Below are 20,526 nucleotides of genomic sequence, written 5' to 3' on the forward strand. Positions count from 1 at the left end.
AGTCTGACGGCGCGCGTTTATGGCACTTTCCCGCATCTCGAGTCCTGTCATGGCTACGGTCAAATGGTTTGGTGGCAATATGAGCAACTACGGCGACCAATTCATGAAGTGCCCAGAATGCGGAGGCACCGCCGAGGCCGAATGCGTTGACGTAGGTGTCGGCCTTTACATCGGCGAAGAATATATCTGCGATTGCGGTTATAATTCTGCCGCAGATGGACGGATGAACGTCGCCGCCTACAGCGACTGGTTTCCCGAGCTATCCGGCAATATCATACAGCAGTCGGAGGCGGTCTTTTGCGGCTATAACGTTAGAGCTGACTTCATTGCTAAGGGCGTTATTGGTGAAAGTTGCATCCCACTTGCCTTCTCCTAAGGGGAAGACACGTATCGTTGTCCACTCCCCCATAGGATCAACGGCTTCTTGAATCATCCGGCTTAATTCATCAGCTGTCTTATATTGCGTAGTCATTAGGATTGCCTCCGCTTTTGGCAACCCTATCACACACCCCGCCAGCCACCAACTGGCGGGTTACCACACACGAGGAGAGAATGAATGCATGCACCGCTACCCAGCGGGCCTTTCGGCTGCGTCCTTGCAAGTCCTGGATTTTTGCAAATGGACGCGCCTCGACGCGGCCTCTATCAGCTACCCGAAGGTAATGTACAAATATCGTTCAGTGGCGGCCGTACATCTGCCTATATGCTGCATTCCATCCTAGAAGCCAATGGAGGTATTCCAGAGGATCGCGTAAAGGTGATGTTTCAGAACACCGGGCGTGAGATGGAGCAAACGTTGGATTTTGTTCGCGAGTGCGGTCAGCGTTGGGGTGTTCTCATCGTATGGACGGAATACCGAGCGCAGAAGCCATTCTTTGAGGAAGTTGGTTTTCAAGGGGCGAGCCGTAACGGTGAGCCATTCGACGCGCTCATAGACAAGAAACAATATTTACCCAACCAACAATCCCGGTTCTGCACCCAAGAACTAAAAATCAGAACTGCCAAGCGTTATCTCCGTTCAATAGGATGGGATCGCTGGACAGCGGCTGTAGGCATCCGTGCCGACGAACAACAGCGACTTTTTGACAAAGACGGCAACCCCAAAGTGGTTAAAGACCGCTGGGTAAACTGGCACCCTTTGGCTGCAGCTGGTGTGACGCGGCAAATTGTTGGTGATTTCTGGAAGTCTCAGCCTTTCGATCTTCAATTGCCGAACGTGCGTGGCAATTGCTGGCTTGGTAATTGCGATGGTTGCTTCCTGAAATCCGAACGTTCTCAGGCCGTTCTCGCGAGAGATTTTCCGGATCGCCATGCGTGGTGGGAAGCTGCTGAGGCGCGAATTGGCAAGCTGGAAACACAGAAAGGTCGCCCTGCTGACAATTCAACTTTCTCAAAGAGATTTTCCAAAGCTGAGCTGCGCCGGTTCATGGAGCGCCAAGGCGACTGGATTTTGGACGACGAAGACGCGCTATGCCAGCGCGACGAAGGGGAGTGCACGGCATGATCACGATCAAGGAAAAACCCACAGTGATTGTTTCTATCTACATTGGCGGCGATCTTGAGCAAGCCAAGCAGGCGTGCCGCGAGTGGTGCATGGACGTAGGGAGCTGCGTCACCGTTGAGCCGGTCAATTACATCTACACGGGTGGCGAAGAGGCAGGAATTCGCGTCGGGTTTATAAACTATCCACGTTTTCCATCCGACGAAACATGTATTGTGGAGCGCGCCAGTGACCTTGGTAGTCGCCTCATGGAACGTCTGTGCCAGCATTCCTTTTCCATTGTGTCGCCGAACAAAACTCATTGGTATTCGCGGAGGGAAGCATGACGGACATCTGCCACGTCTGCTTCCGCCACGCCGTGGGACTCGGCGTGCAGGAGGGCAAAGAACCGATCCGCTGGCTATGCAAGGAATGCGCAGATATTGCCGAGCATATCCGATCGCGCCGCAGGCTCGACCCTTTCGAACTGCGCGCGCTTGATACCGGTGTTGAGGCAGTTGGGGAGTTTTTGCAGTCCATAGGCAAAACAGACCTTGCAGAGTGCGACGAACTCGAAGCGCGCATGCTGGTGAAAACAGCGTGGGAGGCTTGCGGGCGCGGGATGCGGGAAGCTTTGAAGGAGGCGCCGTTTTGACCGCCTACTACAACGAATTCGATCCAAAAGCTGCCGCTTGGCTGCGGGAGCTAATCAAGGCAGGACACATAGCCCCGGGAGATGTTGATGAGCGTTCAATTGTCGATATTCGACCTGCCGACCTCGTCGGATACACACAATGTCACTTCTTTGCAGGGATCGGCGTTTGGTCCTACGCATTGCGCCGAGCAGGGTGGCCCGACAACCGTCCTGTCTGGACAGGTTCTTGTCCCTGCCAACCTTTCAGCGCGGCAGGCAAAGGAGATGGGTTTGATGACGAGCGGCACCTATGGCCGCACTTCCGCTGGCTTATTTCGCAGTGCAGACCTCCAGTCGTCTTTGGCGAGCAAGTTGCGAGCAAGGACGGACTCGGCTGGCTCGACCTTGTACAAGCTGACCTGGAAGGATCGGGCTACGCCAGCGGGGCGGTCGATACCTGCGCTGCGGGCTTCGGTGCGCCGCACATCCGACAGCGGCTCTGGTGGGTGGCTGAGCGGATACCCGACTCCAACAAAATCGAACGGGGACGGCGGGCAGATTGCCAAAGATTGCAGCCCAACGGGCCGACGTTCAGACGGATCGAAGGCGACCGTTTCGTTGAACCAAATTTGCCAGTTAACGGGCTGGTCAACAGCATCGGCTCGGGATTGGAAGGACAGCGCAGCGGACATCAAACCGAGAGCGGACGGGACGGAGAGGTTCGATCAGCTGCCGAGGCAAGCGAACTTGGCAGGTTGGCCGACAACGACAACTACGGACGCATTGCGCCATCCATCATCGAATTTCAAAACAAAGAACGTCACGCTGAACCACGCAGCAGCAATGGCGGGCCCGGCCCGACTAACGGCCTCTGGGCAGATGCTGACTGGCTCCACGGCCGGGATGGAAAGTGGCGGCCAGTTGAACCCGGCACATTCCCGCTGGCTCATGGGTCTGCCGCCCGAGTGGGACGCCTGCGCGGTTACGGCAATGCAATCGTTGCGCCCGCCGCGCAAGCCTTCATCGAAGCGTATCTCGAAACCGAGTTAGTGGCCGCCAATGACAATCACTGCAACGGCCCCTTGCGTCTATCGGCATAGAGGCTGTTCAGCAAATCGACCATGTCATCGGCCTCCTGAATATCGAGGTCGGTGATGTATGTCTCGTTTACCTTTACTGCGAGGCCGGTGAAGATATCAATCACTGCCCACGTTCCGTCTGGCATCTGCTTCATATCATAGCGAGTTTCAGCCATGGCAGCGCTCCAAGGATTATTCATGCAGAATATCACAATTCTGCGCGTTTCAGAAGATCCAACGCCGCTTAAGGCAGTCGACCGTCTCCGCCTTCGTGATGCCGTTCCATGTATTTTCGACAGAGTTGAACAATCGCTTCATTGGCCTCTTCTTCGGACAGGTTTGTCTGAAGATGGCCTTTGAAGGTGATGGGCTCTCCTTTGAACACATCGATCACTGACCAGCTGCCGTCGGCCTCGTGTCGTGCTGCATAACCATTATCAGCCATAATTTCCTCCTTCAGGAGTTCACATGCACCATTTACAGACGCAGCCTGCAATTGCAGATACCGACCCAATGCTCGACGTTGCGCTTTCGTATCAGGCGCAAAACTGGCCCGTGTTTCCGTGTCGCCACTGCGACGAAGAATACGTGGATCAGGATGGATGCATCGAGATCCTTGCTACTAAAACGCCTCTGACATCAAACGGGTTCCGTGGAGCAACGCTAAACGAGCGCATTGTTCGCGAATACTGGCGCCGCAATCCATCCGCTATGATCGGGGTGCCGACAGGTGCGCCGATTGGTGCATGGGTTCTTGATATCGATCCGAAACACGGCGGTGACGAAACACTTGCAGCGCTGGAGGCCGCACACGGCGCGCTGCCTGCAACACTGACCGCAGAAACCACGAGTGGTGGCCGTCACTACTTCTTTCGTCATCGTCAGGGCGTTCGTAACCGCGGCGCACTTGGCGCCGGCGTCGACGTGCGCGGTGACGGCGGTTATGTCATTGCGTCCGGGAGCGTGCCGGAGGTTGGCCTGCCTTACCGTTGGATATCTGAGCAGGAGCCGGTCGACGCGCCAGACTGGTTGCTCGAGCTTGTGTTGCCACGCTCATACGAGAGCACATACACAGCAGCACCGTCTGTCAGTGGCAAGATCAATGACCGTTATGTCGAGCGCGCAGTTCAATCTGAGCTGGACGATCTTGCGCTTGAACCGATGGGCAACCGCAACAACCGGCTGAACGACGCCGCATTTCGTTTGGGTACGTTCGTCGGGGCAGGCGCTCTGGCTGAATCCGAAGCGCGCGCCCTGCTGCAAGACGTGGCGCGAGGCTGGGGTCGTGATTGGCCGCGCTGCGTTAAGACGATCGACAACGGCCTTGCTGCTGGTGCTCGCAGCCCGCGCAGTGTGCCACAGAACGACAACGACAACACGCGTCTGGTCGATATCAGCCGTATGATTGCCAATGGACTGGCCAAAGCTGAGGCGCGCACAGACGTTGTCGCTGAGCCAGTTGCGGACTTCAATTCATCTTTCAACGAACCAGAACAAACTACTGCAATAAAACGAGCAATCATCGCCACGCCGTTTGTTTGGAAAGACCCGGCGACACTGCCACGGCGCGAGTTTGCATTCGGTAAGCACTTCATCCGCAAGTATGTTTCGGTGACAGTTGCGCCGGGTGGTCTAGGCAAAACTGCGAACAGCATCGTCGAAGCACTCGCCATGGCGTCGGGTAAAGCGCTCAATGGAACGAAACCACCGAAGCGTCTGAAGGTCTGGTTGTTCAATGCCGAAGATCCGCGCGACGAGCTTGAGCGCCGCATCATGGCAGCGTGCATTCATTTCAATCTGAAGCCAGCTGATATCGATGGGCATCTGTTCCTAGACACAGGACGCGAACAGGAATTGGTCATTGCGATCGACGACAAGAAAGGCGTGCGGATTCAGGAGCCCGTCGTTGAAGCTGTTGTTGAAACGATTTCGGAGCTTGGTATAGACGTGATGATTGTTGACCCGTTCGTGTCGACGCACCAGGTCAATGAAAACGACAACGGCGCAATCGACAAGGTGGCCAAGCTTTGGGCGCAGGTCGCGGATCGCACGAACTGCTCGATCGACATTGTGCATCATCTGCGTAAGGTGAGTGACCGTGAAGCAACCGTTGAAGATGCCCGCGGCGCAGTTTCGCTTATCGGTGCGGCCCGCTCTGTGCGCGTGCTTAACCGTATGTCGGAAGCGCAGGCCAGTGAGGCTGGCCTTACACACGAAGCGCGGTTTTCATATTTCAGTGTGGTCTATGGCAAATCAAACTTGTCCGCACTGTCGCACAAAGCTGACTGGCGCAAGCTGGAAAGTGTCGCGCTGGGGAACGGGCAAGGGCTGACCAAGCCTCAAGATCATGCGCCGGTCGTGACGTCTTGGGCATGGCCAACAAGTGAGGAAGTAGCGGAAACACTGACCGAGGATGAACGCGACGCAATCCGGGGCGTTGTGAACGGCGGTATGTATAAGCCGGCGCCACAGGCAAAGGATTGGGTAGGGCGTGCCGTTGCGTATGCGTTGCAGCTGGACGTCGACGAAGAGACAGACAAGAAGCGTGTCGGGATGATCACCAAGGCGCTGTTCGCGGAGGGCTTCTTAATGAAGGTGGAAGACCGGGACCCTGTTCAGCGCAGGGCGACGACGTTTGTGAGGGCGGCGTAAAGACGCATAAAATTGGGTAGAAAAAACATTTGTGAAAGCTACAGTCAGAATAGAATAAAGGGAGACTGTTATGGCGGATGGCAACTTTTCTGGCGCTAAGCGCAGTATTGTGGTTGATGGATTCACTAATAGCGTTTTGGACCCGAATGAGCCAATGCTCGGGCCATTGCAAAACGGCGGCACAATCATATCGAATACTGCTCCCGGCTGTTGGGGGCCAATGATAACTCCACAGTTGCGTGGTGGTCATGAGGTGACCAAGCCCGTTTTCATCGATGGAGCTGAGATCGGTGATGGCGTAGTTATTCGTATTCGAGACATATCTGTCACGTCGCTAGCGACAGCTTCAGGTCATGACACCGTTTCCAACCAGTTTTGTTTGGGCGACCCCTTCGTGGCAGCCCGATGCCCCACCTGTGACGAAGTCTGGCCTGAAACACACATCGAAGGCGTGGGGCAGGATTCCGTCCGATGTAACAAGTGTGGAGAGGCCATAAAGCCGTTCACCATGGAGCACGGTTATACGGTTGTTTTCGATGATACGCAGTCAGTAGGTGTAACGCTGCCGCAGGATGCAGCGCGTAAGATTGCCGAAAATGCTGATTACTATGCCTCGTTGCCAGACAACTCTGTGCAGCACTCAATCTTGAATTATGCTCCTGCTGACCTTGTTGGCGCCATCGTTCGAATGCGGCCGTTCTTGGGTCAGCTAGGCACAACTCCATCCATAGCGATGCCAGACTCGCACAATGCAGGTGATTTCGGTTCCTTCCTTGTCGGAGCTCCTCACAGTTACGCGCTTACGCCGGAACAGCTTCTTGAGCATAAGACTGATGGTCACATGGATATCGACGCTGTTCGTGCGGGTGCGGTTCTAGTTTGTCCTGTAAAAGTTAAGGGCGCTGGCGTCTATATGGGCGACATGCATGCGTCGCAGGGCGATGGAGAAATCGCTGGTCACACTATGGATGTTGCAGGAAGTGTGACGCTTCAGGTTGAAGTACTGAAAAAATACAACAATGACGGACCCGTATTATTTCCACTGCTGGAAGACTTGCCTCCTCTGGCCCACCCATTCACCGAGGAAGAAAAGCAGAAAGCGTCCAAATTGGCACAACAATGGGGCGTGGAAAGAACTGAGGAAGTGGCGCCGATTTCTGTGATCGGAACGGCACAGAATATGAATGCCGCTATCGTCAACGGTTTGGAGCGTGCATCAAAGCTTCTTGGCATGACCGTTGCTGAAGTGCGTAATCGGGCGACAGTGAACGGAGCCATTGAGATTGGACGCGACCCAGGTGTAATTCAGGTTACTTTTCTCGCGCCATTGAAGAGCTTGGATGCAGCTGGACTCGGAGAAATCGCGCGCAAGCAATACGGCCTGTGATCATCCAACAGTAATAAGAAAGAGCGCCCTACGGGGCGCTTTTTTGTTGCGCAGTTTAAATTATGGCGGCGCATTGAAAGCCTGTGATGCGACACTACTTCCTTTGCAAGTCAACATATAGGTGCCGTGATGAAATATAAGGTTCTTGCTCTTCTATCGCTCGCTGCACTGGTTGGTTGCGCAAGCTATAACAAGACCACGGCAAGGCAAGCGGGCGTGGTTCCGGTTCGCAATTTTGATGCCGATCGCTATCTCGGTAAATGGTATGAGCTGGGCAGAATTGAGAACAGCTTCGAACGCGGCATGACACAGACGACAGCGAACTATTCATTAAACAAGGATGGTTCGATCAAAGTCGTCAACGGTGGCTTTGACCCTGCAAAGGGAAAATATCGCGATGCCGTGGGAAAAGCTAAGTTTGTCGAAGGACCAAGCGTCGGTGCCCTCAAGGTATCCTTCTTCGGGCCGTTCTACGGCGGCTACAATGTTGTTGCACTTGACGACGATTATCAATGGGCGATCGTTGTTGGGCCAAACCCTAACAAGTATTTCTGGGTTCTTTCCCGTCAGCCTAAACTTTCGACGAGTCTTAAAAATAGAGCACTTGCGGTCGCACGCGATCTGAACGTTGATCCCTCCAAAATACTTTGGATTCAACAATCCAAAAGATAGCATGGAGCGACTGCATGTCTGATATTCATGAAAAGAATGAAGGCGGTAAAAACTGTACGGCCATTTTGGGGTTGATGTTGCAATTTTACTACAGACATTCGGTATGTTAGCACTACCTTAAATAATAGAATTAGCTTTAATGTTCAGAAAATCTGGGAGATGGGATATGAATATAAAGACAGTCTTGCTCGCTTCAACTGTTGTTTTCGTTGGGATTTCTGGCGCGAAAGCCGCTGATGCTGTTGTTTATGAAGAGCCAGTTGCCGTTGTCGTTGAAACTCCAGTCTTCTCTTGGACAGGTGGATATCTCGGTGGCCAGGTCGGTTATGGCTGGGGTAAGTCGCGTTTCAGCGATGATTTCATTGCGAACCTCAAGCCGGACGGCTTCCTCGGCGGACTTTACGCTGGTTACAATTTCGACATGGGCAACAACTTTGTCTTGGGCGTTGACGGTGATGTGACTTACAACAATCTGAAGGATAGCTATTCTGTTCTGGCTCCAGACGGTCTGACAGATAGCATCGAAAGCAAACTTCGTTGGTCGGGTGCCGTGCGTGCTCGCGCAGGTTTGGCCATGGATCGTTTCATGCCCTACATCGCTGGTGGTGTTGCATTCGGTAGCGTGAAAAATACGCTTTCGGTCTCTGACGGTATAAACGAGGTCAGCGCATCGCAGAGCAAAACCCATACCGGTTGGACAGCTGGAGCGGGTGTTGATTACGCCGCAACCGACAATGTAATTGTTCGCCTTGAATATCGCTACACCGATTATGGTCACAAAGACTATGACTTTGACTTGGGTGCGGGTTCTGTCCGCGAGAAGTTTAAGACCAACGAAATTCGTCTCGGCGTAGCTTACAAGTTCTAAGATTCTACCTCACATAAAACTGAACCGCTCGGAGCAATCTGAGCGGTTTTTTTGTTGCGCAAAAGGAAATTTACGCAACCCAATGTCACAATAAAAATACAACCATAGGTAACGCGTAAGTCATACTGCGTAAGTCTCAAAAAACCTAAAAAGACTTGCGCAAAAGCACGCTGCTTTTAGTGCGTAAGAGTTCTTATATAGAAACTTACGCACAAAGCGCGCAGCGCGTAGTTCTATGCGTTTGAGAACTACGCATTTTTTAGAAAATTTCCTGATTGAAAAATACAACCTGATTTGAGGTCGGTTGAAATTATGCCGGTTGACGCTTGACCGACCTGTCACTCCCGCCATGATGTAAATTGTCAGCCCACCAAGCTGATGCACCATGAACACGAGGAGAGACCATGACACGAAGACGTGCGCTGAAAGGCGCGTCATCCAGCAAGCCCGAACCAAGCAAGCTCAATTCCAAACCTGCATCTAAATCAAGATCAACAACAAAAACCACAACCCAGACTGTCCGCATCAACGGCGTCCGCACAATCATCACGACACGCAATGGCAAGGTGAAAACAAAAGCGGCCCTGCCTCTGGAGTGGGAACTGCAAGCTGCACAAGTTCGCAGCCTGCGTAAACTGCCAGAATACGTGCACACAGCGCGAGACGTGCGACCGGGGACATTCACACTGGCTGGAGATCAGAACGCAGCCAAGCGAGGCCCCAAGGCAAGGGTAGAGGCATTGGCGGCAGGACTGACGCCGGGAGAAGCAGACGTCCGGGTCTATCTCTACGGTGGGGTGCTGCGACAGATTGAAAACAAGGTCGGCAAGGCCAAGCTCGAACCAAGCCAGATATCCCGCCATCCGTTACTTGATGCTCTTGGCTTCCCCGTTGTGGTCGTCAGGGCAGTCAGCGAGGACGATGCAGCAGAGCAGGCAGTGAGGCTGGTTAAAGGCTGGCTGCTTGAAAGCGCGACAAACCAAGCCGCGTAAGTGACAAACCAAACACGAGGAGAATTTTATGAGCAAAGCAGTAACAACCAAAATCATCCCTGAAGGCTTCTATTGGTCGAAGTTGTGCGGGATGGCTTTAAGAAAGAGACAGCTAGGATCACCAGTCACGGTAGAACGACATACAATGGCCCCAAGTTCTTTCTTGAGGCGGGCACTTGCAGAAATATCGCATGTCGAGAACGACGCGAATGAAGCCAAAAAACTGACATCAGAAGACGCTTCCCGTTACGGTTCTGCATTGTGGTCTGGCAAACTGAAAGAATATTTCTCTTGGAGGGCGGAGCAGGGCTTGTCGTGGTGGCATGAACAAGAGCGCCTTTATCCTTCCGCAGCCAATGATAATACGGCGGTAGCAGTCAGGAAGGCAGCATGAGCAGGCACAAGTCCCTTGCCGGAGCCATGACTGCTTTGATGGCTTACAAAAATCGGCCTGAAAGCGAAATCATACCCGTTTCAACAAACTGGAATGTGGTGCCTGAGAATAGCAACGAACCTGAAGTGATATCGCAGATGCATACTGAGCGACGCATCCAGATACTTCCGACCGTTGAGGAAATCATGCGGAATGTCGGTAGTGAGGACATCGAGCGCAATGATCGAGGTCAGATAGTTCGTATAGGTCGGCTCAAATTCAGCGATGGCACGCAAGTTGAGTCTGGAAACAAATATGGACCCGGTGGCGAGGTAATCGCCACCAAACACCGAATGCCAGCGGGTGCAATGCTTGGATGCCGCGAACAGGAAAGCAGAACGCTAGGCGGAGATGAAAATCCATCCGAAGTTGCAGCAAGTAATAACTACTTTCTAGCTTCGTTCGAATTAAAGCGCCGAGAGCGTATTCCATCAGAGAGAAAGACAAAGCGGACATACCAAACGCATGACCAGGCGAAAGAAGACCTCGCAAAAGCATACGCAAACACGCCAGTGCTGCCGCCAGTAACAAGATGCCCGCCCGGCCTACCCAATGCAGGTAGCCGCATTGGAGACAGCTTTCTTGGGATGAAGAAAACGACAACCGGTGAATCGGGATCAATGGGGTGGCAGGATGTTTCTACTGCCCTGGTAGATCGCGAGATATGGGCTCAAGCCATCGAGGCGCTATCTGAGAGGGATCGTAATACCCTGAATAAGGTGGCGCATGGGAAGGCCAAGACATACACAGACATAGGCATCGCTATTGGCCTGTCTCCACTTTACTCGAAATATAACGGCGGTGGGAAAAGGGCGCTAAGGGCTGCTAATGACAACCTTCAGGCGCAAATAAAAAAAATATCTGCCTGATGTTTAAATTCTAGATAGTTATGGTTCTTAGATGTGAAGGGGTCGAGATGGAAACGTTACGACCCCTAACAGTTCCGACAACGGACCCTGCGCTATGCTGCATTAAGTGCAGCCGCTGAGCGCGGGGTAACTATCAAAAGACAAGTCATCATCACTTATCATGCTTTGCGTGATCAATGCCGCTTGTCTTCAAATCCCCGGCGCCGTTTCTCCTCCGGCAGACGGGATACGGCGGGTTGAGCTTATTTAAAGGGCTCCCCGCCGATCAATTAGCGAGCTTGCGCTGCTGCCAATAGCGATTACGCAAACGTGGTGCGAGCCACCATGCAATAGGCGGGCTGGCAATCAAGCTGATGGCCACAGCAATCGGAAGCAACATCGCTGCGTTATCAGCGAGTGCGGGAACCGATAGAACGGTGATGGCGCCGACGCCGAATACAACGGCATTCACAACGATACTGAGCAGAGCTGCAATTTGAAATCTAACCGACATGATCGTTCCTCCTGTGAAAGGAACGCCTATTTCCGTTGTCGGTTCCCTGATCAATTCAATGCGGAGTGGAGAAGTGGTCATCTCGCTTGGCTCATAACCAAGAGATCGTCGGTTCGAATCCGACCTACCGCAACCAATTGATCTGTGCCAGGGCCCGGCCCGCGAAATCGCCATTGCGGTTGCAGATCAACCAAACAAGACCAGCAACACTTCTGTCTTACGTGCACCCAAGCTGGCTACTATCGTGAGGCCAGACCATGACACAACGCACATGGCTCCGCCTCTATAAAACAACCCGTTGGCAACGAATGCGCGAGCGACAGCTGACCGAGCAACCGTTGTGCGTGTTCTGCTTACAGGTTGGTGATGTGGAACCAGCGACGGTGTGTGATCATCGCATTGCCCATAGGGGTGACGAGTTCCTTTTCTGGAATGCGGGCAACCTCCAATCACTATGCAAGGCGTGCCACGACCGAACCAAGCAGCGCTTGGAGCGAGGTCAGGACATCGTGACCTTTGGGGCCGACGGGTGGCCGGTTTGACCCCCGTACGAGTATTTTTTTTATGAGGACAAACCCCGTCTGTAGGTCCAAAAAAACTGGATTTTTCATGCTGCCCCTCATCGAAAGTGAGACATTTATGTCACTTTTTCGAAATGTTGCAAAAATGTCACTCGCGGGGGGGGGGCATCAAAAAGTCGACGAAGGTCGAAAGCGCCGGAACGGCGAGGGTCCATCGCGCACGCATCTCCAATTCAGAATATGACCCCTTATAGGATTTCATGCCATGGCAAAGCCGAGAAATCCCCTCGGCAAAGCTAAAGTCGAGGGGCGAGATAAAGTTCACGCAGGTCGCTTCAAAAACCGCATCGATGTCAAGGCTGACGGCCCGCTCGGCAATCCTCCCGCATGGTTGAAGGATACTGCGGAGCTAAAAGCCAAGGCTGCATGGAAGCTGTTTGAAAAAGAGCTGCCATGGCTGAACCAGTCGCACCGCACGCTGGTCGGAATGGCAGCCAATATTCAAGGCCGCATCATGGCTGGGCAGGAAGTCGGCGTGCAGGCGATGAACTTGCTGCGTCAGATGCTTGGCCAGATGGGTGCAACGCCTGCGGATGCATCGAAAGTTGCGACTGGCGAAGACGGCGATGAGAAGGACGATTTGCTTGACTGATATGCCTGCGCTGGAGCGTGTGAGCGCTTACGCAAAAGCTGTCCTTGACGGCACTGAGATTGCAGGACCGCACGTTCGGAACGCTTGCCAGCGTCATTTCGACGATCTGGCGACAGGACATGAGCGCGGGCTCTGGTTTGACGACGAAGAAGCGGATCGAGTGTTTCGCTTCTTTGAAGAGCGATTGAAACTCTCAGAAGGCCAGTTTGAAGGCAAGCCCTTTACACTTCACGCATCGCAAGCCTTCAAGCTCGGTTCTCTGTTCGGTTGGAAGCGTGAGGACGGTTCCCGCCGTTTTCGTCGTGCTTACATCGAAGAAGGCAAGGGCAACGGCAAATCTCCATTCGCCGGCGGAGTTGGCCTGTTCGGATTGATCGCCGACAAGGAAGCAGGCGCGCAGATTTATGCCGCCGCTGCCAAGAAAGAACAGGCAGGAATCCTATTCCAGGATGCTGTGAAAATGGCGCGAGCTGCACCTGCTTTGATGCAGCGTGTGAAATTCAGCGGTGGTATCGGGCGCGAATTCAATATCGCGCACCACAAATCACAGTCTTTCTTCCGTCCGATCTCAAAGGATTCGGGAAAGTCGGGTTCTGGTCCGCGTCCACACTTCGCGCTTTGCGACGAGGTGCATGAGCATCCAGACCGATCGACGATGGAAATGCTCGAGCGTGGCTTCAAGTTTCGTCGCCAGCCGCTGCTGCTGATGATTACGAACTCTGGAAGTGACAAGAACAGCATCTGCTGGGAAGAACACGAGCACGCAGTTCGGGTTGCAGCCGGGACGCAGACGCCAGACGAGGTGTTTAATTACGTCGGTGAAGTCATCGATGACACGACGTTTGCATGGGTTTGTGCACTCGATAAGGGGGATGACCCTCTGAACGATCCGACTTGCTGGAAGAAAGCTAATCCACTTCTCGGCGTGATTCTGACGCACGAATATCTTGCGGGAGTTGTTGCTCAGGCCAAACAGATGCCGGGCAAGCTGAACGGCATTCTTCGCCTGCACTTCTGCTGCTGGACAGATGCCGATAAGGCATGGATGCCGCGTGAGACTGTCGAAAGCGTCATGGACGACTTCGATCCGGAAGGGGAACACACTGACAATCCGGTCTTCATGGGTGTCGACCTTTCGGGCAGTAAGGATATGACTGTTCTTGCCTGCGTGGTTCCTACGGGCTTCATGGAAATGGATCGCGACGACGGAGCTACAGTCAGTCTGCCCACCTTTGACGCGTGGGTCGAGGCTTGGACGCCACAGGAGACGCTGCAAGCTAGAGCTCAGGCCGACAAAGCGCCATATGAGTTATGGGTGCAGCAAGGCTGGCTTAACGCTACGCCCGGCAAACGTGTCCGATATGACTTCGTTGCAGCGCGACTTCAGAAGCTTGATCAGCAGTTTGAGATCAAAGCCATAGCTTATGACCGCTACGCTTACGACAAGTTTCGCGAAGAGGTAGACGCGCTCGGCATTGAAGTCGATCACGTTGCACATCCGCAGGGCGGCAAGGTCAGGGCTAAGCCAGAGCCATCGAAAGTTGAAGCTGCAAAAGCCGCTGGCCTTCCAGCGCCGCAAGGTTTGTGGATGCCGGGCTCAGTGCTGGCGCTAGAAGACATGATTATCGATGGCCGAATTCGCATGAGGCGAAACCCGGTGTTGATGACCGCGCTCATGGGCGCCACGTTCGATCACGATCCGCAGGAAAACCGATGGTTTGTCAAAACGAAAGCTTCGGTGCGCATCGATGCGGCCGTCGCCTTGGCAATGGCTATTGGTGCTGCGATGGACACTCCGATTGAGCCGGAAGAAAACCTAGATGACTTCATCAATAACATGGTCGTCATCGCCTAACTCACGACGGAGCGAATATGGGCTTCACTGATAGATGGGTCGGAAAACCCATCAAGCTCACCGACGGCGAGTTCTGGCGCGGTTTTTTCGGCCTTGGAACAACGTCTGGTGAAACAGTCACTTATGAAAAGGCCCTTGAGCTCGATGCCGTATGGGCGTGCGTAAATCTCGTATCCAATTCTGTGAAAACGCTGCCATGCAACGTGTTCAAAGACGATGGCGTCACAATTGATCGTGAAAACGTTCTTTATGAACTGCTTCACGATATGCCCAATCTTGACGACACGGCGTCTGATTTTTGGGCCATGGTGGCGATGTGCCTTTGTCTGGATGGCAACTTCTTTGCCGAAAAGAAAATGAACGGCAGTCGGCTTACGGCTTTGAACCCATTTCATCCGCTCGCCGTTAAGGTCTGCCGTGACGATCGGAACAATCGCTATTACGAAGTGACTGAAACTACCAAAGGCAAGTCAGGCACAATCCGTCGTATCAGCGAAGACAAGATGTTCCACGTTCGTGGCATGGTTATTCCCGGCTGTGATCGTGGTCTTTCGCCAATTGGCGTTGTCCGGAATACTGTCGGCAATGCGCTTGCTGGTGAAAAGACTGCTGGCAAGATGTTTGCCAATGGCATGCAGGTTGCCGGCGTCCTTTCATCTGATCAGATCCTGAAAAAGGAACAGCGTCAGCAGCTCGGTGAAGTTCTTGGCCAGTTTGCCGGGTCTGAGAAGGCCGGCAAGATTGCTGTTCTAGAAGCTGGGCTTAAATACCAGCAGCTGACGATCAATCCGCAAGACGCACAGATGCTCGAAACGCGGCAGTTCAGCGTTGAACAGATATGCCGCATCTTCGGTGTTCCGCCTGTCATGATCGGACATGCCTCAAACGGCACAACGACATGGGGCAGCGGTATCGAGCAGCTGATCCTCCAGTTCACCAAGACCTGCTTAACTCCGTTGCTGAGAAGCATTGAATCGGCAGTCTATCGCGATTTGCTGGACGCAAAGACGCGCAAAACGACTGTCGTGAAGTTCAACATGGAAGGCCTGTTGAGAGGCGATAGCCAAGCGCGCGCTGACTTCCTGCAGAAGATGGTCAACACCGGTATTTATACGCCAGATGAGGCCCGCAGTTACGAAAACAAGGCCTCAAAACCGGGCGGCGATCAGCTCATCGTCAACGGAACAATGCAACCATTGCACGGCATCGGCCACAACGGCGGACCATCGATTGATGACGCGCCCGAAACGCGCGCTGCTTAAGGATACTTTATGAAATTCGAACACATTTTGTCAGCCTTTGAGGCTGAGCCGTGGGCGATTCAGCGCGAAAAACTGGCAGTTCTTGCGGATGTTATCGCAGCTCGTGCTGCCGGTGATAAGTTCGTGACGTCTGAATTTGCTGCTGCTGTTTCCGATGCTAGAGCGAAAGAGATCGCGGAAACCGACGGTAAGGTTGCAATCATCCCAGTTTACGGGGTGCTCTCTGACCGTATGGACATGTTTTCTGCGATGAGCGGCGGCACTTCATACGCCGGCATCAAGCGACAGGTCCACAAGGCGCTGGCTAATGATGATGTGAAAGCCGTGGTGCTTGACGTTGATAGCCCGGGCGGTTCCGTTCCCGGTACCGACGAACTGGCAACGGAGATCCGCAAGCTACGCGGAGGTGACAAGCCGATCATCGCGCAGGTGAACAGTCTCGCCGCAAGTGCCGCTTATTGGTTGGCTTCATCCGCGGATGAAATCGTCGTTACGCCTTCTGGTCGAGCAGGTTCAATCGGTGTCTACACAGCGCATGACGACATTTCCGCTGCATTGGATAAGGCGGGCGTCAAGCGGACGTATATTTCCGCTGGCAAGCATAAGGTCGAAGGCAACGAAACTGAGCCGCTTGGCAAGGAAACGCTGGCTTATATTCAGGAAAGCGTGAATCGCTCATATGAACGCTTCCTAACAAGCGTTGCCGAAGGTCGCGGCATCACCAAAGCGCGCGTCGAAGCCGACTTCGGTCAGGGCCGGGTTTTCTACTCTGAAAAGCTCATCGAGCTGGGTATGGCCGATCGGGTCGCAACGCTTGACGAGACACTGGCACGCTTTGGCGCCGAAACCGAACCAACATATGTGCGACGGGTGAAAGCATCTAATGCCGCAAAGGCAGATGCAGCCACGCTTCTTGCATCGAAGATGGCGACAGGTGAACAGATTACCAAACGCGAATTCGAGAATGGTTTGAAGGGTCTTCTAAACCTATCGAATTCTGAGGCAGAGCGGGCCGCTCGGCTCTACCTCAAGGAAGGTCAGGGGGCTCCTGACGTCGAGACGGATGCTGCTGCTTTGGCAGCCCTAAACCGGCTTTTGGCCGAAGCAAACACACCACTCATCAAAATCTAAGGAGCCACACATGGCTGATAATGTACTTGCCGATAAGATCGGCGAGCTTGGTACTTCGCTTGCCTCCATCAAGGAGCAGGTTGGCAACCTTGCCGTAGACTTTACGTCGAAACTTGCTGCAAACGGCGAGGTTTCTGCCGAGCTCAAGGAAAAGACCGACAAGGCTCTGTCTGAACTCGGCGACATGACCACACGCCTTGGCGACCTTGAAAAGCGTGCCGCCCGCGAAAAGGAAGAAGGCGCGAACGAACAGAAGTCGCTTGGCGATCTGGTTATCGACTCTGCCGATTATAAAGCAGGTATGCTGACAGGTTCGTCTCGCGGTTCGATCAAGGTGACGGCAGATCGCGCTGCAATCACTTCGGCTAACACTACGGTCGGCGCTGGTCGTAGTCAGGGTACGTCTCTCGTGCCGGGTGCACGCGTGCCAGGCATTTTTGGTCTGCCAGAGCGTACTCTGACAATCCGCGATCTTGTGCTGCCGGGCCAGACTTCTTCGAGCTCAATCGAGTATGTGAAGGAAACCGGTTACACGAACAATGCCGCTCCTGTTGCTGAAACGACTGCAAAGCCATATTCGGACCTAACGTTCGACATGACTTCTGCGCCGGTTCGTACGATTGCTCATCTGTTCAAGGCTTCGCGTCAGATCCTGGACGACGCACCGGCACTTCGTTCCTATATCGATGGCCGCGCTCGCTACGGTCTGCGCTTTGCAGAAGAAAATCAGCTGCTCAATGGCTCTGGCACCGGTCAGAACATTCACGGTCTGGTTCCGCAGGCGACCACATTCAATCCGGCGTTCGCCGCGGAGAATGAAACTGGCATTGACCGACTGCGTCTGGCCATCCTTCAGGTCGTACTCGCCGAGTATCCGGCAACGGCATTTGTTCTCAATCCGATAGATTGGGCGAAGATCGAGCTAACCAAGGATCTTGGTGGAAATTACATCATCGGTAATCCGCAGGGTTCGCTAACGCCAACTCTCTGGAATCTGCCAGTAGTCTCTACGCAGGCTATGGCTGCAGGTGAATTCCTCACTGGTGCGTTCAGCTTCGCTGCACAGATCTTCGACCGTCTCGATATCGAAGTGCTGCTGTCGAGCGAGAACGTCGACGACTTCGAAAAGAATATGTTCACGATCCGCGCGGAAGAGCGACTGGCGTTCGCCGTCTATCGTCCAGAGTCGTTCGTAACCGGCGACGTTGAAGGCGCTTAATTGGGGTGGGGGGCTTCGGCTCCCCTTTTCCAGATTGGAGAAAACATGACTGATTTTCTAGAAGTCAAAGCCCTGAAGACCTTTGCTCTCGGCAAAGAGCTGAAAACCCGCAAGAGCCCATCTTTCAAAGTTGAAGCGGGCGAAGCTCGACAGTTGGAAGCGCAGGGACTTGTTTCTCTGGGCAGCAAGACTGACGTGATCAAGAAAGCGGACGGCGGCGCGCCAGATAACGGCACCAAGCCCAAGCAGAAGGCGAAATTAGATGGCAGTATCGACAAAGACGCGTAAGAGGCGGGTAGCGAGCTACATCGGCGCTGGGGTCGTTATTCCAAATCCTCAGCCCGAACCGGAGCCGGAAGTGCCACCTGAAGGTGGTGGCGATGGCTCTGATTGATCTTGCTGTATTCAAACGTCACCTACGCGTTTTTCACGACGACGAAAACGACGAGCTGACGCTTTATCTGCTGGCCGCAGAAACTGTGGTGACTGAATACCTCGATCGAGAGGTCGTAGCGGCGGGACAAACGCCATCACTTCCTGACGGCATCGTCATTAATGCTGCTATTTCGGCGGCCATTCTTCTTGTCGGTGCAGACCTTTACGAAAATCGCGAGCCTGACATGGGTGCGAGCGGAGACCCTGTTCTGCCAAGACATGTTCGAGCGCTACTGTCGGCGTATAGGGTTTGGCGGGAATAAATATTTAGCTCGGCAGTGAAAATGGGCAGCCGATATTTGCTTTTGCCCATTTGTTCCAAACAGTCTCAAACCGATCATGTGGAAAGGCCCGCCGGTCTTTGTAAAATGACGCCTCCGCATACAGCAGCTTGGTTCTCAATAGCTCCATCATGAAGTTGAGAAGCAAATGCTTTCTTTTAGTGAGTAAATCGACGACCGGCTTATTTAGATCGGATTCCGCGAATTGACCGGCTTTGTTCGGCAGATCAAAAATCCTGACGCGTACAAGATGCCTCATGATTGGATCTGGATTCAGTCTCCAGACTGATCCACCCGGCTCATCATAAAACGGCTGAGTATGTTGATGATTGTCGATGACTGCTTCGCAGCACGTAAGAATATTGTTGACGATGTCGGAAAATACGTCGGTCACAACTGAAGTATGCGTGTTGTTCGGTAAGCTTAGAACAAGATTTGACCATCCATGCTTTCTTACAAGCAGGGAAATTTGAAACTCATCTAAAATTTCGTTTTGTTCTGCAATCATCGATACACGTGCGCGGCTGATTGGCGTTTAAATTTTGCTCTAACCGCGCCTCTCCAGTCTTTGTCGCCATATGATCAGACTCGCTCGTGAGTGTCGAGCGAAGGAGGGAAATATGCCCCACGTCCGCTTCTCCGAAGACTTTGACTGGAAGCCACTCACGCAAGTCACGATTGCTTATAAGGCTGGCTGGTCCGGCCTTGTGACTACACCGTGCGCAAATTCTGCCGTTCACGCCCACAAGGCTGTTCGCCTGAAAACTCCGAGAAAAGGTGAGAAGGATGGCGACACGTAAAGGCGCAGGTGCGCTTAACAACATCGTTGTCTTTCAACAGCGCGAAGCGGTGAGGGACGAGGGTGGCGGAACTAGCCAGGATTGGGTCGACAAGTTCGAAACTGCAGCTCGTTTACAACCGCGTCTCGGTTCAGAAACGGACATTGCCGCTCGTACTCAAGGTATCCAGCCTTATACGCTTGTTGTTCGCAGTGAAACGCGAACACGAGGCGTCACGCCGTCATGGCGCGCGAGGAACAAGCGAACTGGCGTTCTTTACGAGATCCAGTCATGCGCCAATCCCGACGAAGTTAATCAGTACATCGAAATGCGCGCTGTCGTGCAGGGCGGAGGCTAATGGCTATCGGTGCTCGAATTCTGGGGCTTGCTAAACTCGAACAGAAGTTCAAACGCTTGCCGAAAGTCGCTCGCGACATGGTTCGTGGTGCGATGGAGCAGGGCGCTGACGATATCGTCGATATGATGAAACGTCGTGTTGCTGAAGACGACGGCGCACTAAGGGAAAGTATCGGCTGGACTTGGGGCAAAGCGCCAAAGGGCAGCATGGTTATCGCAACCGTCGAAGCCAGCCTTGCAGCTGATTGGACGATCACGATCTATGCAGGCAATAAAGAAGCTTATTACGCGCGCTGGATTGAATTCGGTACGGTAGGCTTTGCCAACAAAGGCATGTTCCCCGGCACGAAGAATCCCGGTCAGGGAAAGCAGCCATTCTTCTACGTGACGTGGCGTGCCAAAGACAAAGAGACGAAGCGTCGTATTCGTCGAGCCATCACCAAAGCAGCGAAAACAGTAGCCGCAGGAGGCTGAT

The 20,526-nt window shown here is 53.5% G+C and carries 27 protein-coding genes and 1 tRNA gene; 24 read left to right on the top strand and 4 right to left on the bottom strand.

Annotated features, from left to right (window positions below; translation table 11 throughout):
• Positions 1 to 19: 19 nt before the first annotated feature.
• The 5 genes from ACOZHT_RS11060 to ACOZHT_RS11080 all read left to right on the top strand — a co-directional run bounded on the left by ACOZHT_RS11060 (position 20) and on the right by ACOZHT_RS11080 (position 3,214).
• Positions 20 to 376: a hypothetical protein gene (locus ACOZHT_RS11060; protein ID WP_421565727.1), complete on the top strand. Its 357-nt coding sequence runs from the start codon at positions 20 to 22 to the stop codon at positions 374 to 376.
• Positions 377 to 556: 180 nt separating this feature from the next.
• Positions 557 to 1,504: a phosphoadenosine phosphosulfate reductase family protein gene (locus tag ACOZHT_RS11065; protein ID WP_421565728.1), complete on the top strand. Its 948-nt coding sequence runs from the start codon at positions 557 to 559 to the stop codon at positions 1,502 to 1,504.
• Positions 1,501 to 1,827, top strand: coding sequence for a hypothetical protein (locus ACOZHT_RS11070; RefSeq protein ID WP_421565729.1), 327 nt, complete (start codon positions 1,501 to 1,503; stop codon positions 1,825 to 1,827). The genes ACOZHT_RS11065 and ACOZHT_RS11070 overlap by 4 nt, the downstream gene beginning before the upstream one ends.
• On the top strand, positions 1,824 to 2,135 hold the full coding sequence (locus tag ACOZHT_RS11075; RefSeq protein WP_421565730.1) for a DUF6511 domain-containing protein: 312 nt from the start codon (positions 1,824 to 1,826) through the stop codon (positions 2,133 to 2,135). Before ACOZHT_RS11070 ends, ACOZHT_RS11075 begins: the two co-directional genes overlap by 4 nt.
• Complete coding sequence (locus ACOZHT_RS11080; protein ID WP_421565731.1) at positions 2,132 to 3,214, top strand: DNA cytosine methyltransferase; 1,083 nt, start codon at positions 2,132 to 2,134, stop codon at positions 3,212 to 3,214. The genes ACOZHT_RS11075 and ACOZHT_RS11080 overlap by 4 nt, the downstream gene beginning before the upstream one ends.
• Here the strand turns inward: ACOZHT_RS11080 and ACOZHT_RS11085 are convergent.
• On the bottom strand, positions 3,181 to 3,369 hold the full coding sequence (locus tag ACOZHT_RS11085; RefSeq protein ID WP_339508630.1) for a hypothetical protein: 189 nt from the start codon (positions 3,367 to 3,369) through the stop codon (positions 3,181 to 3,183). The two genes, ACOZHT_RS11080 and ACOZHT_RS11085, sit on opposite strands and share 34 nt — an antisense overlap.
• Before the next feature lie 68 nt (positions 3,370 to 3,437).
• Positions 3,438 to 3,638 carry a hypothetical protein gene (locus tag ACOZHT_RS11090; RefSeq protein WP_339508632.1) on the bottom strand — a complete coding sequence of 67 codons (201 nt, stop codon included), beginning with the start codon at positions 3,636 to 3,638 and terminating at the stop codon, positions 3,438 to 3,440.
• A 23-nt stretch (positions 3,639 to 3,661) separates the two neighbouring features.
• Here ACOZHT_RS11090 and ACOZHT_RS11095 point away from each other — a divergent pair, with 23 nt between their 5' ends.
• The 7 genes from ACOZHT_RS11095 (at position 3,662) to ACOZHT_RS11125 (ending at position 11,066) form a co-directional block, all read left to right on the top strand.
• Complete coding sequence (locus tag ACOZHT_RS11095; protein WP_421565732.1) at positions 3,662 to 5,845, top strand: bifunctional DNA primase/polymerase; 2,184 nt, start codon at positions 3,662 to 3,664, stop codon at positions 5,843 to 5,845.
• A gap of 70 nt (positions 5,846 to 5,915) precedes the next feature.
• Positions 5,916 to 7,232 carry an acetamidase/formamidase family protein gene (locus ACOZHT_RS11100; RefSeq protein WP_421565733.1) on the top strand — a complete coding sequence of 439 codons (1,317 nt, stop codon included), beginning with the start codon at positions 5,916 to 5,918 and terminating at the stop codon, positions 7,230 to 7,232.
• 129 nt (positions 7,233 to 7,361) lie between these two features.
• Entirely contained in the window at positions 7,362 to 7,904 is a 543-nt protein-coding gene (locus ACOZHT_RS11105) for a lipocalin family protein (RefSeq protein WP_421565734.1), read from the top strand.
• A 166-nt stretch (positions 7,905 to 8,070) separates the two neighbouring features.
• Complete coding sequence (locus ACOZHT_RS11110) at positions 8,071 to 8,772, top strand: outer membrane protein (RefSeq protein ID WP_421565735.1); 702 nt, start codon at positions 8,071 to 8,073, stop codon at positions 8,770 to 8,772.
• Positions 8,773 to 9,176: 404 nt separating this feature from the next.
• On the top strand, positions 9,177 to 9,764 hold the full coding sequence (locus ACOZHT_RS11115; protein ID WP_421565736.1) for a VRR-NUC domain-containing protein: 588 nt from the start codon (positions 9,177 to 9,179) through the stop codon (positions 9,762 to 9,764).
• Between the two features lie 28 nt (positions 9,765 to 9,792).
• Positions 9,793 to 10,158, top strand: coding sequence for a hypothetical protein (locus ACOZHT_RS11120; RefSeq protein WP_421565737.1), 366 nt, complete (start codon positions 9,793 to 9,795; stop codon positions 10,156 to 10,158).
• Positions 10,155 to 11,066: a hypothetical protein gene (locus tag ACOZHT_RS11125; RefSeq protein ID WP_421565738.1), complete on the top strand. Its 912-nt coding sequence runs from the start codon at positions 10,155 to 10,157 to the stop codon at positions 11,064 to 11,066. Before ACOZHT_RS11120 ends, ACOZHT_RS11125 begins: the two co-directional genes overlap by 4 nt.
• A gap of 265 nt (positions 11,067 to 11,331) precedes the next feature.
• On the opposite strand, the gene ACOZHT_RS11130 is transcribed toward ACOZHT_RS11125, so the two are convergent.
• Positions 11,332 to 11,559 (bottom strand): hypothetical protein, encoded by a 228-nt coding sequence (locus tag ACOZHT_RS11130; protein ID WP_421565739.1) that lies wholly within the window; start codon positions 11,557 to 11,559, stop codon positions 11,332 to 11,334.
• A gap of 59 nt (positions 11,560 to 11,618) precedes the next feature.
• Here ACOZHT_RS11130 and ACOZHT_RS11135 point away from each other — a divergent pair.
• The 9 genes from ACOZHT_RS11135 (at position 11,619) to ACOZHT_RS11175 (ending at position 18,897) form a co-directional block, all read left to right on the top strand.
• Positions 11,619 to 11,695, top strand: a tRNA-Met gene (locus ACOZHT_RS11135).
• 650 nt (positions 11,696 to 12,345) lie between these two features.
• A complete protein-coding gene (locus tag ACOZHT_RS11140; RefSeq protein ID WP_339508645.1) occupies positions 12,346 to 12,732 on the top strand; it encodes a hypothetical protein in 387 nt (128 codons plus the stop codon).
• A 1-nt stretch (position 12,733) separates the two neighbouring features.
• The gene (locus tag ACOZHT_RS11145) at positions 12,734 to 14,587 is read left to right on the top strand and encodes a terminase large subunit (protein WP_421565862.1); all 1,854 of its coding nucleotides are present in this window, start codon (positions 12,734 to 12,736) and stop codon (positions 14,585 to 14,587) included.
• Between the two features lie 17 nt (positions 14,588 to 14,604).
• Positions 14,605 to 15,849 carry a phage portal protein gene (locus ACOZHT_RS11150; RefSeq protein WP_421565740.1) on the top strand — a complete coding sequence of 415 codons (1,245 nt, stop codon included), beginning with the start codon at positions 14,605 to 14,607 and terminating at the stop codon, positions 15,847 to 15,849.
• Positions 15,850 to 15,858: 9 nt separating this feature from the next.
• A complete protein-coding gene (locus ACOZHT_RS11155; protein WP_421565741.1) occupies positions 15,859 to 16,980 on the top strand; it encodes a S49 family peptidase in 1,122 nt (373 codons plus the stop codon).
• 10 nt (positions 16,981 to 16,990) lie between these two features.
• Positions 16,991 to 18,199 (top strand): phage major capsid protein, encoded by a 1,209-nt coding sequence (locus tag ACOZHT_RS11160; RefSeq protein ID WP_421565742.1) that lies wholly within the window; start codon positions 16,991 to 16,993, stop codon positions 18,197 to 18,199.
• 45 nt (positions 18,200 to 18,244) lie between these two features.
• The gene (locus ACOZHT_RS11165) at positions 18,245 to 18,487 is read left to right on the top strand and encodes a hypothetical protein (protein WP_339508651.1); all 243 of its coding nucleotides are present in this window, start codon (positions 18,245 to 18,247) and stop codon (positions 18,485 to 18,487) included.
• Positions 18,462 to 18,593 (top strand): hypothetical protein, encoded by a 132-nt coding sequence (locus ACOZHT_RS11170; protein WP_268900948.1) that lies wholly within the window; start codon positions 18,462 to 18,464, stop codon positions 18,591 to 18,593. The genes ACOZHT_RS11165 and ACOZHT_RS11170 overlap by 26 nt, the downstream gene beginning before the upstream one ends.
• Entirely contained in the window at positions 18,580 to 18,897 is a 318-nt protein-coding gene (locus ACOZHT_RS11175; RefSeq protein WP_421565743.1) for a head-tail connector protein, read from the top strand. Before ACOZHT_RS11170 ends, ACOZHT_RS11175 begins: the two co-directional genes overlap by 14 nt.
• A gap of 4 nt (positions 18,898 to 18,901) precedes the next feature.
• Here the strand turns inward: ACOZHT_RS11175 and ACOZHT_RS11180 are convergent, their stop codons facing one another.
• Positions 18,902 to 19,423 (bottom strand): hypothetical protein, encoded by a 522-nt coding sequence (locus ACOZHT_RS11180; RefSeq protein WP_421565744.1) that lies wholly within the window; start codon positions 19,421 to 19,423, stop codon positions 18,902 to 18,904.
• A gap of 112 nt (positions 19,424 to 19,535) precedes the next feature.
• On the opposite strand from ACOZHT_RS11180, the gene ACOZHT_RS11185 reads away from it, so the two are divergent.
• From ACOZHT_RS11185 to ACOZHT_RS11195, 3 genes are read left to right on the top strand one after another with little or no spacing between them, the layout of a single operon-like run.
• Positions 19,536 to 19,715 (top strand): hypothetical protein, encoded by a 180-nt coding sequence (locus ACOZHT_RS11185; RefSeq protein WP_421565745.1) that lies wholly within the window; start codon positions 19,536 to 19,538, stop codon positions 19,713 to 19,715.
• Complete coding sequence (locus tag ACOZHT_RS11190) at positions 19,702 to 20,052, top strand: phage head closure protein (RefSeq protein ID WP_421565746.1); 351 nt, start codon at positions 19,702 to 19,704, stop codon at positions 20,050 to 20,052. Before ACOZHT_RS11185 ends, ACOZHT_RS11190 begins: the two co-directional genes overlap by 14 nt.
• Positions 20,052 to 20,525 carry an HK97-gp10 family putative phage morphogenesis protein gene (locus ACOZHT_RS11195; protein WP_105708371.1) on the top strand — a complete coding sequence of 158 codons (474 nt, stop codon included), beginning with the start codon at positions 20,052 to 20,054 and terminating at the stop codon, positions 20,523 to 20,525. The genes ACOZHT_RS11190 and ACOZHT_RS11195 overlap by 1 nt, the downstream gene beginning before the upstream one ends.
• Position 20,526: the final 1 nt, after the last annotated feature.

Origin of the sequence: Ochrobactrum sp. EDr1-4 (genome assembly GCF_049199085.1) — a bacterium.
Classification (GTDB): Bacteria; Pseudomonadota; Alphaproteobacteria; order Rhizobiales; family Rhizobiaceae; genus Brucella.